Origin of the sequence: Solitalea longa, assembly GCF_002920915.1 — a bacterium.
In the GTDB taxonomy this organism is placed as follows: Bacteria; Bacteroidota; Bacteroidia; order Sphingobacteriales; family Sphingobacteriaceae; genus Solitalea; species Solitalea longa.
This window is the reverse complement of the sequence record NZ_PQVF01000007.1, coordinates 215142-228719: the sequence shown is the minus strand read 5'-3', so window position 1 is coordinate 228719 and position 13578 is coordinate 215142. Positions and strand designations below refer to the sequence as shown.

At 37.9% G+C, this 13578-nt stretch carries 10 protein-coding genes; 8 read left to right on the top strand and 2 right to left on the bottom strand.

Annotated features, from left to right (window positions below; genetic code table 11):
• Positions 1-10 precede the first annotated feature (10 nt).
• Positions 11-3415, top strand: coding sequence for an efflux RND transporter permease subunit (locus C3K47_RS11545; protein WP_103789292.1), 3405 nt, complete (start codon positions 11-13; stop codon positions 3413-3415).
• A 131-nt stretch (positions 3416-3546) separates the two neighbouring features.
• On the opposite strand, the gene C3K47_RS11540 is transcribed toward C3K47_RS11545, so the two are convergent.
• Complete coding sequence (locus C3K47_RS11540) at positions 3547-3984, bottom strand: GNAT family N-acetyltransferase (protein ID WP_103789291.1); 438 nt, start codon at positions 3982-3984, stop codon at positions 3547-3549.
• 239 nt (positions 3985-4223) lie between these two features.
• Here C3K47_RS11540 and C3K47_RS11535 point away from each other — a divergent pair, with 239 nt between their 5' ends.
• From C3K47_RS11535 to C3K47_RS11515, 5 genes are all read left to right on the top strand, one after another.
• Positions 4224-5534, top strand: coding sequence for an MFS transporter (locus tag C3K47_RS11535; protein WP_103789290.1), 1311 nt, complete (start codon positions 4224-4226; stop codon positions 5532-5534).
• Positions 5535-5592: 58 nt separating this feature from the next.
• Positions 5593-6903 carry an MFS transporter gene (locus C3K47_RS11530; RefSeq protein WP_103789289.1) on the top strand — a complete coding sequence of 437 codons (1311 nt, stop codon included), beginning with the start codon at positions 5593-5595 and terminating at the stop codon, positions 6901-6903.
• A 41-nt stretch (positions 6904-6944) separates the two neighbouring features.
• Positions 6945-7664, top strand: coding sequence for a (Fe-S)-binding protein (locus tag C3K47_RS11525; RefSeq protein WP_103789288.1), 720 nt, complete (start codon positions 6945-6947; stop codon positions 7662-7664).
• A gap of 37 nt (positions 7665-7701) precedes the next feature.
• The gene (locus C3K47_RS11520; protein ID WP_103789287.1) at positions 7702-8106 is read left to right on the top strand and encodes a DoxX family protein; all 405 of its coding nucleotides are present in this window, start codon (positions 7702-7704) and stop codon (positions 8104-8106) included.
• A 73-nt stretch (positions 8107-8179) separates the two neighbouring features.
• Positions 8180-8803, top strand: coding sequence for a phosphatase PAP2 family protein (locus tag C3K47_RS11515; RefSeq protein ID WP_103789286.1), 624 nt, complete (start codon positions 8180-8182; stop codon positions 8801-8803).
• Positions 8804-8883: 80 nt separating this feature from the next.
• On the opposite strand, the gene C3K47_RS11510 is transcribed toward C3K47_RS11515, so the two are convergent.
• A complete protein-coding gene (locus C3K47_RS11510; protein ID WP_103789285.1) occupies positions 8884-10845 on the bottom strand; it encodes a PAS domain-containing hybrid sensor histidine kinase/response regulator in 1962 nt (653 codons plus the stop codon).
• Between the two features lie 207 nt (positions 10846-11052).
• Here C3K47_RS11510 and thrS point away from each other — a divergent pair, with 207 nt between their 5' ends.
• Both thrS and infC read left to right on the top strand, forming a co-directional pair.
• A complete protein-coding gene (thrS, locus tag C3K47_RS11505) occupies positions 11053-12978 on the top strand; it encodes a threonine--tRNA ligase (protein WP_103789284.1) in 1926 nt (641 codons plus the stop codon).
• A gap of 58 nt (positions 12979-13036) precedes the next feature.
• Complete coding sequence (gene infC / locus C3K47_RS11500) at positions 13037-13564, top strand: translation initiation factor IF-3 (protein WP_103789283.1); 528 nt, start codon at positions 13037-13039, stop codon at positions 13562-13564.
• Positions 13565-13578: the final 14 nt, after the last annotated feature.

Sequence of the window (13578 nt, the reverse complement as noted above, 5' to 3'; positions counted from 1 at the left end):
AGCTAAAAAGATGAAAGACGTTTCAAAAGAATTTAAGCCTTCCAGTTGGGCAATTGATAACAAAACAAGTATTTATGTACTTACCGTTATCATTACGCTGGCCGGTATTTTATCATATATAAAATTGCCAAAAGAGCAGTTTCCGGAAGTTGTATTTCCGCAAATGTACATTGCTACTATTTACCAGGGCGTTTCTCCTACCAATATGGAGAACTTGGTAACCAAGCAAATTGAGAAGCAGGTAAAATCGATCTCCGGTGTAAAAAAAGTAACCAGTAATTCGGTTCAGGATTTTTCGAATGTAATTGTTGAGTTTAATACCGATGTGGATGTGGATGTGGCCCAACAAAAGGTAAAAGATGCAGTGGATAAGGCCAAAGATGACCTTCCATCAGACTTAACGTTTCAGCCTCAGGTGATCCGTATCGATGTTTCGGAGGTTCCAATTATGAATGTAAACTTATCAGGTGATTATGATCTGGTAACGTTGAAAAGATATGCAGAAGACTTACAAGATCGGATTGAAAGTTTAAAAGAGATCACTCGTGTTGATTTGGTTGGAGCTCTTGACAGAGAATTCCAAATCAATGTCGACATGTATAAAATGATGGCTGCAAACATTTCATTCAACGATATTGAAATGGCAGTTGGAAGAGAGAATGCTAACATTACAGGTGGTTTAATGGCAATGGATGGTATTAAACGAACCTTAAGTGTTAATGGTCAGTTTAAAGATGCCGCAACCATTGGAGACATAATTATTCGTGGGGCTTCAGGTGCTACAGTGTTTCTGAAAGACATTTCCGAAGTTAAGGACAGTTTTAAAGAAAAAGAAAGCTACGCTCGTTTGGATGGACAAAATGTAATTACCCTGAACGTAATTAAGCGCAGCGGCGAAAACCTGATCAATGCTTCTGACAAAATCAATGATATTGTAAAGGAGATGCAGAAAACCAAGTTTCCTGATGGTTTAAAAGTGGTTATTACCGGTGATCAGTCTGATCAAACCCGTGTGACCTTGCATGACCTGATCAACACCATTATTATCGGTTTCATTTTGGTAACCATTATTCTGATGTTCTTCATGGGAACAACGAATGCTATTTTCGTTGCGATGTCTGTTCCTTTGTCAATGTTCATTGCCTTTTTGGTGATGCCTTGGCTTGGTTTCACCCTAAACATGATCGTATTGTTCTCGTTCTTGTTAGCATTGGGAATTGTGGTGGATGACGCGATCGTAGTAATTGAAAATACTCACCGTATTTTTGATAATGGTCGTATACCGATAAAGCAGGCCGCAAAAACGGCTACCGGTGAGGTTTTCCTTCCCGTATTGTCAGGTACATTAACCACACTGGCACCATTTATTCCATTGGCTTTTTGGCAAGGCGTAATTGGTAAATTCATGTTCTATCTGCCAATTACACTTATTGTAACCTTGCTGGCTTCGTTGGTGGTTGCCTATATTATTAACCCGGTTTTCGCTGTTGATTTCATGAAGCCACATCATGATGATGACCATGTCAAATCAAAACAAATTACTAAAGGGTATAAAGTTACAGCCTTGGTAATGGTTGGTTTGGCAGTGTTATTTTACCTAAGTGGAACTATCGGCATGGGTAACTTTATACTTACCATGTTCGGTTTGTATTCATTAAACCGATTCGTACTTACCGGAGTTATTCGCAATTTTCAGGAAAAACATTGGCCCGCAGTTCAGGATAGGTATAAAGAATTGGTAACATGGGCTTTAGGAAAGAGAAGACCTGCTTTATTACTCTTAAGCACTTTAGGCCTTTTGGTATTCTCCTTTGTTTTCTTTGGAATCAGACAGCCTAAAGTGGTTTTCTTTCCGCAGAGCGAACCTAACTTTATCTATACGTATATACGTTTACCAATTGGCACCGATCAAAAATATACCGATTCAATTACCCAGGTAGTTGAGAAACGGATTTTCAAAGTGTTGGATAAAGGTGGCAAGATGGATCCAATTGTTGAATCAGTGATCTCGAATGTGGCCGTAGGTGCCAGCGAAGACCAGATGTCTGGAAATAACGCCCAACCGCATTTAGGTAAAGTAGGAGTAGCCTTTGTTGAATTTGCCAAACGTAATGGTGAATCAACGAGTGATTACTTAAATAAGATCCGTAATGCCGTAAAAGGTATTCCAGGTGCTGAGATTTCGGTTGATCAGGAACAAAACGGTCCGCCTACAGGTAAACCAATTAATATCGAAATTTCTGGTGATGATTTTGACCAGTTAACACTAGGGGCTAATAATTTGAAAAAATACCTCGACCAAAAACAAATTGGTGGAGTGGAAGAGTTAAAGTCCGATTTTGAAAGTAATAAGCCTGAAATTGTTGTGGACATTAATCGTGAACGTGCAGGAAGAGAAGGTATAACTACCGGACAAATCGGTATGGAGTTGCGCACGGCCATTTTTGGTTATGAGATTTCAAAATTCAGAGATGATAAGGATGATTACCCTATTTATGTTCGTGTAAAAGAAGATCAGCGTAATAACATCAACTCACTGATGAACATGAAGATCACTTACCGTGATATGAATATGGGAGGTGCTATTCGTCAAATTCCTTTATCATCAGTAGCTGATATTCATTATTCAACATCGTACGCTGGTATTAAGCGTAAAGATCAGAAACGTTTAATTACGCTTTCTTCAAACGTTCTTGGTGGCTATAACGGAAATGAAGTAGTAGGAGAGATCCAAAGTGCCATTGCCGATTTTAATGCACCTGAAGGGATAACTATTAAAATGACTGGTGAGCAAGAAGATCAGGCCGAAACCGGTGCATTCTTAGCTACGGCAATGATGGTTTCTTTAGGGTTGATCTTCCTTATTTTGGTAACTCAGTTCAACTCGGTAGGTAAACCGATCATTATCCTTTCGGAGATCATCTTCAGTATAACAGGGGTATTATTAGGCTTTTCGATCTTTAAAATGGATATCTCTATTGTTATGACAGGTATTGGTATTGTGGCGCTGGCGGGTATTGTGGTTCGTAACGGTATTTTGCTGGTTGAGTTTACAGACCTGTTGCTAGAGCAAGGTATGGAACTTAAAGAGGCAATTATTGAAGCTGGAAGAACCCGTATGACTCCGGTAATTCTTACCGCCTCGGCTACCATGCTAGGTCTGATTCCATTAGCGGTAGGTTTGAATATTGACTTTGTGACTTTATTCACCGAACTGAATCCTCATATTTTCTTCGGAGGTGATAGCGTTGCATTCTGGGGACCGTTGTCATGGACAATGATTTTCGGATTAGCCTTTGCAACGTTCTTAACGTTGATCCTGGTTCCGGTAATGTATTACCTGGTTTACAGTGCTAAAGCCAAAATCACCAAAAAAACTAAAACAAAAGCTGTTGAAGTAGCAATGGCTGACTAATAAAATCTTTGATTTTTTGTGTTTAAGCCTTCCTGTGCAAACAGGAAGGCTTTTTTATGATAAGCAGAAAACATAAAAAAAGCAAATACCGATGGAGTATTTGCTTTTTGTGCTTATAGAAAAAAGTAAAATTAATTCAAATTGATATACATAGTTTGATGAAGACCAATACCCTCTACTTCGAATGTGTCGCCAATGCTGGTAAAACCAAGCTTTTGGTAAAAACCAACCGCTGTTACCCGAGCATTGCACCATAGTAAATTCACCTCTTTTTGTTTTAGATAATCCATAGCGAATTTCACCAAAGTGCTGCCGGCATTTTTTCCTCTGTATGACAAGGACGTGGCCATACCTTTTAAATGATACTGCGAGGTATTAGCGAAAAAAGGAAGACTCGAGCGGTTAAATGAACCTACACTAACGATCTCCTCGTTATCAATCACTGCTAAATGAAATGTTTCCGGCTCATTATCCTTTGGAAAATAACAAGAGGTAATAGCACAACCGGGTTTCAAAATCTGCTGGCGAAGATTAAAAGTATCTTCCACCGAAATAAATTTTACATGCATGATGCCGTTCTGTTCGGATCTAACAATTTAACTGAGAGCGCTTAGTTTTAGGCGGCGCAAAGTTAAAACTTATTTTAAATTTTTAAATTGATTTAGAATTAATTATCTACGTTGTTAATGTAGTATTCATGTTTTATTAAAAGTACTTTTTATTAACAAACGAAGCCAAAGTTAAGTTTTCAGAATTAATTACCGGATGGTAAATATATGTTGAAACATTATTACATTCGGCGATAGCTATGTCATTAAAATCAAACAATAAAACAATTTTTGCCTGGGCCATGTATGATTGGGCAAGTTCGGTGTATACCTTGCTCATTATTTCGGCAATTTTTCCTATTTACTATCTACAGTTAACTACGCATGGACAGGATGACAAAGTGGTGTTCTTTGGTTCCGAATATGTTAATACTTCCCTATATGCCTATTCAATTGCAGTAGCTTTTTTTCTTTTGGCAGTTTTTAGTCCGGTTTTAAATAAACTTACCCACTGTGCTGTTAAACGGGTATTTTTCTTTAAGCTGTTTTGCTACCTGGGAGCATCGGCCTGTGCCGGTTTATATTTCTTTACCGGATCAAATATTGAATTGGCAATTATTTGCAGCAGTGTGGCTTGTTTGGGTTATGCCGGAAGCCTTATTTTCTATTTTGCATTTTTACCGGAAATTGCACACCCCGATGAACAGGAATCAGCCGCAATTAAAGGATTTACACTTGGTTATATTGGTAGCACATTACTATTGATTATCGCCATACTAATGATTTTGAATCCTCATTGGTTCTACATATCAGTGGATACTATTGCTGTGCGTATAACATTTTTACTGGTGGGTTTATGGTGGATAGCTTTTGCTCAATGGACCTTTTATTTCCTTCCAAAATCAAAAGCAAAGGAACAAATTAATGTAAAAGCGATAATTGAAAGTTATCATCATCAAATTAAAACTTATAAAAACCTTAGTAGTTACCCTAATGCCAAGCGGTTTATTTGTGCCTTTGCTCTTTACATAATGAGTATACAAACCGTAATGTATGCTGCAACCTTATTTGTGATAAAAGAGGTACATATGAAGGATGAGGAGCTTATTCCAACCATTTTTATTATTCAGGTAGTGGCCGTGTTGGGTGCATTTCTGGCTAATCGGCTGGCAACTAAAATAGGCGACCTTCAAACACTGACATTAGCCATTCTGATTTGGATCATGGTTGATTCCTCCGCTTATTTTGTAAATACTCCGGTTCAGTTTATGGTACTTGCTTTTGGATTAGGGCTTGGCTTGGGAGGGGTGTTTGCCCTTTCGAGAACTACGTTCACAAAGTTGCTTCCTCAGGATTCAGCAAGTAACGATTTTCTTACTTTTTATGACCTCATTGAACGCTTTTGCATCGCCCTTGGAATGTTTTTATTTGGCTATTTAGAAGTGCTTACCCATAGCATGAGGGCCTCGGTATTGGTTTTTGCCTCCTTCTTATTAATTGGTTTGATTTTATTGCTCAGTATTTTAAAATTTTCTTCTATTGAAAATCAAACAGAAAAGATTAATCTGTAGCTAAAAAAACTAACATTGGGTGATATAAATCCAAATATTGTTACTTTAGTCAAACGTTATGCTTACTAAATCAAACAAAAAAACTATTAATGCCTGGGCTATGTACGACTGGGCAAATTCGGTTTACTCACTAACCATTACCTCTGCAGTTTTCCCCGTTTACTATACAGCTGTTACCTCTTCTAATGGTAGCGATAAGGTTAAATTCTTTGGAATAGAGTTCGTAAATACAGCCCTTTATTCATATGCTATTTCATTTGCTTTTTTGGTAGTGGCCATAATCAGTCCGCTTTTATCAGGTATAGCCGATTATAGCGGTAAAAAGATGGCTTTTATGAAGTTTTTCTGTTATATGGGCTCACTGGCTTGTATAGGTTTATTCTTTTTTAATAAGAATACCGTAGAACTGGGAATAATATGCAGTGCATTGGCCTGTATTGGTTACACGGGTAGCCTGGTGTTTTACAATGCTTATTTACCCGAGATTGCCCAACCAAATGAGCAAGATTCGGTTTCAGCTAAGGGATATGCCTATGGTTATATTGGCAGCGTAATACTTTTATTAATAAATCTGCTGATGATCCAGTTTCCGCAAGTGTTTCATTTGCCTAATACCGATTTACCTGCACGAATTTCTTTTCTTGCTGTAGGGTTATGGTGGGCCGGATTTGCTCAAATTACCTTTGCGCGACTGCCTAAAGCATCAAAAGAAAATAAGCTGAATGCCCGTATTTTATTTAACGGATACAAGGAACTGCAAAAAGTTTGGAACGAATTAAAGGGATTGCCTCGCTTACAGCGCTTTTTGCTGGCCTTCTTCTTTTACAATATGTGCGTTCAAACCATTATGTATGTTGCCACACTGTTTGGAACCAAGGAATTGAAAATGCAGGATACCCAGTTGATCATGACCATTTTTATTATTCAATTGGTAGCCATTGTAGGCGCATATCTGTTTGCTAAACTTTCAGCGTTAATTGGTAATATTCAAACATTGATCATCGCCGTATTGGTTTGGATAGGTATCGGATCTGCAGCTTATTTTATCCAAACTGCCGGCCAGTTCATTTTACTGGCCTTTTTCGTGGGAATGGTAATGGGTGGAATTCAGGCCTTGTCAAGATCCACTTACTCCAAACTGTTGCCTGAAACCGTTGATACGACCTCTTACTTCAGCTTTTATGACGTAACCGAGAAAATATCACTGGTTATCGGAACGTTTTTATACGGTTATATTGAAGTTCTTACAGGCAGCATGCGCGGCTCGGTATTATTTTTTACCATGGTATTTATCTTAGGTTTGTTCTTATTAATACGTTTGGTAAAAGTTCCTTCGTTGCAAGCTATTACTAAAACAATAAAAGCTTAATTTTTTTATCCGTAACGCTATCTAATCTTATTACTCAGTAAATGAAAGTTGAATTATTTATCCCTTGCTTTATTGATCAAATTCACCCTGAAACGGCATTTAATACCATTAAAGTTTTAGAAAAACTTGGATGCAAGGTTACTTATAATGAAAATCAAACCTGTTGTGGACAGCCTGCTTTTAATTCTGGTTTTTGGGATGAGGCAAAAACGGTAGGAATGAAATTTCTTGATGATTTTACAGCACAGGACTACATTGTTGGGCCTTCAGGCTCATGTGTAGGAATGGTTAAAAATTATTATAACGATTTGTTTAACAATGCGATTGCGCATAATAAATGTAGGGCAGTTCAAAATTCAATTTATGAGCTTTCCGATTTTATTGTCAACGTCTTGAAAAAGGAAAGTGTGGGAGCTAAACTTGAAGGGAAAGCTGTTTATCACGATTCATGTGGTGCTTTGCGTGAGTGCAAGATCAAAAGAGAACCAAGAGTTTTACTGGAAAATGTTGAAGGGCTTGAATTAGTTGAAATGAACGATGTGGAAGTTTGTTGCGGATTTGGAGGTACCTTTTCAGTGAAATTTGAATCTATTTCAACTGCCATGGCCGAACAAAAGATAAACAATGCCCTGGCAACAGGAGCCAATTATATTATTTCTACCGATACATCGTGCCTGATGCATTTGCAGGGCTATATTGATAAAAATAATTTGCCGATAAAAACTATGCACATTGCTGATGTTTTATCGAGCGGATGGTAAGCTATTCACATTAAATCGTTAACAATTAAACAAGCCAATGAAGAAATTTTTATTTTCAGTAAAACCATTTGCGCTCGATTTCGGGCTTTTTATTTTACGTGCCGGATTTGGGATCGCCATGTTTTTAATACACGGACTACCTAAATTGATGCATTTCTCTCAAAAAGCGTCAACCTTCCCTGATGTACTAAGAATAGGCTCTAAATACTCGTTGATTGCTGATATTTTTGCTGAAGTTTTCTGTTCATTGTTATTGGTCATCGGTTTGGCAAGTCGATTAGCATTATTCTGCCTGATTGTAGTTATGTCGGTAGCTTTTTTTATGATTCATAAAAATGATCCGCTTGCAGGCAAAGAATTAGATCTATTGTATTTGACAGCCTTTTTTACTTTGTTTCTTACCGGCCCTGGCAAATATTCCCTTGATGCCAATTTGAAATAAGTTGCATACTAAATAGTGCCAAAATAATATTCTTGGACGCAATTTTGTTTAATTTTATAAATATAACAAGTTGATGTTTAGGTATTTATTGGCACTGTTTCTTCTTTTAAGCGGATTCAATTCCTATTCTCAAAATCTGGATGTGGAAACGCTGATTGAGTTACAGGAACATCGTAATCCTGGTCTTGAAAACGGTTTCGCATTTATTTCTAAAACTGCAGGGCCCATTTGCATTGCCATTCCGGTAGGTTTATTTATTGATGGGGTTATAACCAAAGACAAATCGATAAAAGATGCATCGTTGCAAATTGGAGTATCATTAGTTGCCACAACAATTCTTACTCACACACTTAAAGCAACTGTTCATCGCGACCGGCCCTTTGTAACTTATAGCACCATTCATCCTGTAGATTATCCAATTGGATACTCATTTCCATCAGGGCATACATCCAAGGCTTTTTCAACAGCCACATCCTTAAGCCTTCAATTTAAAAAATGGTATGTGGTTGCACCAGCTTATACCTGGGCCACGGCAGTAGGCGTTTCCAGATGCTATTTAGGTGTTCATTACCCTTCAGATGTAGTGGCAGGGGCTCTATTAGGAAGCGGTTGTGCTTACCTTACTTACAGGGGCCAAAAATGGATCAACAGTATGCACAGTCGTAAACACAAAGCTTGGGTAAAGTGGGAACGGTAAGCTTTATTTTTGACTTTTATTAAAATTGTTAGTCGGTAATGGTTGGAAAATAAACAGAAGAAATAGCTCTAATCATTCCTTTAACAATTCACATAATATTTAGAGATTTTATTATAAAGGATATCCGGCATAAACGGTTTAGCCAAATAATCATTCATACCACATTTTTCAATGCGTTCGGTTATGTGTGGCATTACATCAGCCGTAAAAGCAATGATCGGGATAACCTTATTAAACTTCCTGATTTCAATACTGGCCTGGTAACCATCCATTTCAGGCATCTGAAGGTCCATGATGATCATATCATAATCTTTCAGCTTACTTTTATTAACAGCAATAAGACCATTTTCCGCAACTTCAACATCAATGTTCCATTTGGTCAAAAAACGTTTTCCTACAAGGGCATTCATGCGGTTGTCCTCCACTAATAGCACCTTCATTCCGGGTAAACTATATGTTTTAGCCGATTTTCTATTACTTTCTTCCGCTTCTGAAAGGGCGTAATATAACTTAGGAAAACGTACGTCAAAAGTAAATATTGAACCTTTTCCAGGGGTACTATTCACTTTTATTTGACTGTTATGAAGCAATAAAAGGCGTTTGGTAATGGCAAGTCCCAGTCCTGAACCTCCATATTTACGTGTTGTCGATGATTCGGCTTGTGTAAAACTTTCGAATACCCGTTCAAGATCATCTTCGGCAATACCAATGCCCGTATCACTTACCACAAATCGCAGTTCAACATCATTTTCCGTTTCAAAGATCACCTGAACCTTTAAATGCACTAAACCTTCGAGGGTAAACTTCAAGGCATTTCCTAAAAGATTGGTCAGAATTTGATTAAGGCGGATAGGATCACCAACCAAAATTCCCGGAATCTTTTCATCAAGATCCAGTTCAAACTGAATATTCTTTTCTCTGGCTTTTAAAATAAAGGGTTTGCAGGTATTTCTGATGAATTCGGCTATATTGAAGCTTACTTTTTCCAACTCTATTTTTCCGGTTTCAATCTTATTAAAATCAAGAATTTCATTTACCAAGCCCAATAAATGTTCGGCCGATGATTTTAAAATCGTCAATGTTTCTTGTTGTTCAGGATCACACTGTTCATCCAGTAACAAATGGGCAATGCCAATAACCGAGTTAATAGGGGTACGAATTTCGTGACTCATAACCGATAAAAACTCTTCTTTGGCTTTAGCAGCTTGCTCCGCGGCTTCTTTGGCTCGTATAAGTTCTTTTTCGAAGTTCTTTTGCAGCGTTATATCCTGAATGGTTATCAATAAACGTTTCGACGAATGGACATCATCATGGATCAGCGATATTTTAGCGTTATACCAAACATTTGTATTATTTAGCACACCAGGATATTCACAATTGATAGTCTCTCCGGTATCTAATACATGCTGCGCTAATGATTCCATTCTTTTACCAAATTCACTTGGGATGGCTGCGCTTATTTTTTTATGTAAGATCTGGTCTTTAGAAGTAAATAAGATAGATTCGTCATTTACCCAGACATTTTCATACTCCAGGTTTTCATTGATCTCAAAAACAATGTCGTTTAATGATCTGATTAGTGCTTGTAGCTGAGCATCATTACGCTTAATTTTCTCTTCGCTCAGTTTTTGTTCAGTAATATCTATAGCTGTTCCTAAAAAGTGGACTATTCCTGGTACAGATTCAGGAACAAGGCGCATTACTACATGGATGTGTTTTAAGACTCCTGAAGGATGCAGGATTCGGTAAGTAATCGTGTAATCGCTTTTTCTTTTGACATTTTCAGCAAGAGCGGCAAGTACTGTTTCATTATCTTCCGGGTGGATAAAATCTTTCCATTTTTCCTGCAATAAAAGATAACGCGGGAAGCCTATAAGGCGCTCACACTCACTATTTGCATAATGACACATCCCTTCCTGATCTAAATCGAATATTGCAAATGGAATCTGATCCAGCACTTCTTTTTGTGAGTTGCTTAATAACTTTGGTTTTGATTGAGATGAAATATCGTTCTCAAAAAGAGGAAAAGTTAATTGGCTCATAACTTAGGCGTACAGTAGATTATGCACTAATGCTAAATACATTAATGTTCAGTTAAGAGCGTAATTCCTTGCTCATTTACAAATCCTTTGCCAAAAAAGTAAAATTGTTTTAGTGATTATGTTGCCAAATCGTTTCGGTATACACTTTTGAAAAACTAAATTTGCGATTCTTCAAAAATTACGTTTGTAGGTAAATAAGAAAGATCTATGATTAAAATTACACTTCCCGACGGTTCAGTCCGCGAGTATGAAAAAGGCACAACAGGCTTACAGGTAGCACAATCCATTAGTGAAGGATTAGCCCGTAACGTTTTGGCCGCCGAAATTAATGGTGAAATATGGGATGCTACACGCCCAATTAATAACGATTCAGCCATTAAATTATTAACATGGAATGATCAGGGAGGTAAATCAACCTTTTGGCATTCATCAGCACACTTAATGGCCGAGGCTTTGGAAGCTTTGTATCCGGGTATTAAATTAGGTATTGGCCCTGCCATTGAAACTGGTTTTTACTACGATATCGATTTTGGTGACCATCAATTCTCATCTGATGACTTTGAAAAAGTTGAAAAAAAGATGATCGAATTGGCTAAAACCAAAGAAGAGTTTAAACGGTCAGATGTTTCAAAAGCTGATGCAATAAACTATTTTACGGAAAAGGGAGATCAATACAAATTAGAATTGATCGATGGTTTGGAGGATGGCAGCATTACCTTTTATGAGCAAGGTAATTTTACCGACTTATGCCGAGGTCCGCACATTCCGAATACCGGTTTTGTTAAGGCGGCTAAATTGATGAGTGTTGCCGGTGCTTATTGGCGAGGGGATGAGAAAAACAAACAGTTAACACGTATTTACGCAGTTACCTTTCCCAAAGCAAGTGAGCTTTCTGATTACTTAACATTGCTTGAAGAAGCAAAAAAACGCGACCATCGTAAATTAGGCAAAGAGCTTGAGTTGTTTACTTTTTCTGAAAAAGTGGGAGCTGGCTTGCCGTTATGGTTACCTAAAGGAGCTGCATTACGTGAGCGTTTGGTGCAATTTTTATCAAAAGCACAAGTTAAAGCAGGTTATGAGCAGGTAATCACTCCTCATATTGCTCAAAAAGAGCTGTATATCACTTCAGGACACTATGAAAAATATGGTAAGGATTCATTCCAGCCTATTCGTACTCCAAATGAAGATGAAGAGTTCTTGTTAAAGCCAATGAACTGTCCGCACCATTGCGAGATTTATAGATCAAAGCCTCGTTCATATAAAGATCTGCCAGTTCGTTATGCTGAATTTGGTACTGTTTATCGTTATGAACAAAGTGGAGAGTTACATGGTTTAACCCGTGTTCGTGGATTTACTCAGGATGATGCGCATTTATTCTGCCGTCCGGATCAGGTTAAGGAAGAGTTTGAAAAAGTTATAGACCTGGTACTGCATGTATTCAATGCTTTAGGTTTTGAAGAATACACTGCACAGGTTTCTTTAAGAGATCCGGAGAATAAGGATAAATATATTGGCTCTGACGAAAATTGGCAGAAAGCCGAAGCTGCCATTATTGAAGCTGCAGCAGAAAAAGGCTTGAAAACCGTTGTTGAATTAGGTGAGGCAGCTTTTTATGGGCCTAAGCTTGATTTTATGGTGAAAGATGCCTTGGGACGTAAATGGCAGTTGGGTACCATTCAGGTAGATTATAACTTGCCTGAGCGTTTTCAGCTTGAATATACCGGAAGTGATAACCAAAAACACCGCCCGGTTATGATTCACCGAGCACCTTTTGGATCGATGGAACGTTTTGTTGCGGTATTGATTGAACATTGTGCAGGAAACTTCCCATTATGGTTAACGCCCGAGCAATACATCATCTTGCCTATCAGTGAAAAATATGCTGATTATGCAAAAAAACTTTCAGAAGAGTTAAATATTTCCGATATTCGCGGCTTGATAGATAATAGGGATGAAAAGATCGGCAAAAAGATTCGTGATGCCGAAATTAAAAAGATTCCTTTTATGCTGATCGTTGGTGAAAAAGAACAAGAAGAAAACACCGTTTCCGTTCGTAAACACGGAGCAGGTGATTTAGGTTCTTTATCCATTGACCAGTTTATTGAGATCATAAAAAAAGAAACAGCAATTTAATCAGGAGGTTACTATAGCACAGCAAAGTTTTGGCAGAGGTCCACGTGGACCGCGGCCTATGCCGACCAAAAGACAGGCAGAACACAGAATCAACGAATTTATACGCGGTGTTGACACCGTTCGCTTAGTGGGCGAGAATGTTGAACAGGGTGTGTTTCCATTGGCGAAAGCTTTGGAAGTTGCTGAGGAATTAGGTTTGGATTTGGTTGAAATTTCGCCTAATGCTGAGCCACCTGTTTGTAGAGTAGTTGATTATAATAAATTCATCTACGAGCAAAAGAAAAAGCAAAAGGAAATTAAAGCCAACGCTCAAAAAACGATTATCAAAGAGATTCGTTTCGGACCTAATACTGATGATCACGATTTTGAGTTTAAGCTTAAGCATGCCATCAAGTTTTTGGAAGCCGGAGAAAAGGTACGTTCATACGTTCACTTCAAAGGCCGCGCTATTGTGTATAAAGAACAAGGTGAAATTCTTTTGTTAAAATTTGCGCAAGCTTTGGAAGAAGTAGGAAAAGTAGAACAATTACCTAAGCTTGAGGGTAAACGTATGTTCTTGATCGTTGCTCCAAAGAATAAGAAATAATTTTAAACTAATAA

What these genes read in the sequence shown, in the direction of transcription:
- C3K47_RS11540 (WP_103789291.1), bottom strand. Translation starts at nt 3,984, where the DNA reads ATGCATGTAAAATTTATTTCGGTGGAAGATACTTTTAATCTTCGCCAG.
- C3K47_RS11510 (WP_103789285.1), bottom strand. Translation starts at nt 10,845, where the DNA reads ATGAGCCAATTAACTTTTCCTCTTTTTGAGAACGATATTTCATCTCAA.
- C3K47_RS11520 (WP_103789287.1), top strand. Translation starts at nt 7,702, where the DNA reads ATGAAGAAATTTTTATTTTCAGTAAAACCATTTGCGCTCGATTTCGGG.
- C3K47_RS11515 (WP_103789286.1), top strand. Translation starts at nt 8,180, where the DNA reads ATGTTTAGGTATTTATTGGCACTGTTTCTTCTTTTAAGCGGATTCAAT.
- C3K47_RS11530 (WP_103789289.1), top strand. Translation starts at nt 5,593, where the DNA reads ATGCTTACTAAATCAAACAAAAAAACTATTAATGCCTGGGCTATGTAC.
- C3K47_RS11535 (WP_103789290.1), top strand. Translation starts at nt 4,224, where the DNA reads ATGTCATTAAAATCAAACAATAAAACAATTTTTGCCTGGGCCATGTAT.
- thrS (WP_103789284.1), top strand. Translation starts at nt 11,053, where the DNA reads ATGATTAAAATTACACTTCCCGACGGTTCAGTCCGCGAGTATGAAAAA.
- infC (WP_103789283.1), top strand. Translation starts at nt 13,037, where the DNA reads ATGCCGACCAAAAGACAGGCAGAACACAGAATCAACGAATTTATACGC.
- C3K47_RS11545 (WP_103789292.1), top strand. Translation starts at nt 11, where the DNA reads ATGAAAGACGTTTCAAAAGAATTTAAGCCTTCCAGTTGGGCAATTGAT.
- C3K47_RS11525 (WP_103789288.1), top strand. Translation starts at nt 6,945, where the DNA reads ATGAAAGTTGAATTATTTATCCCTTGCTTTATTGATCAAATTCACCCT.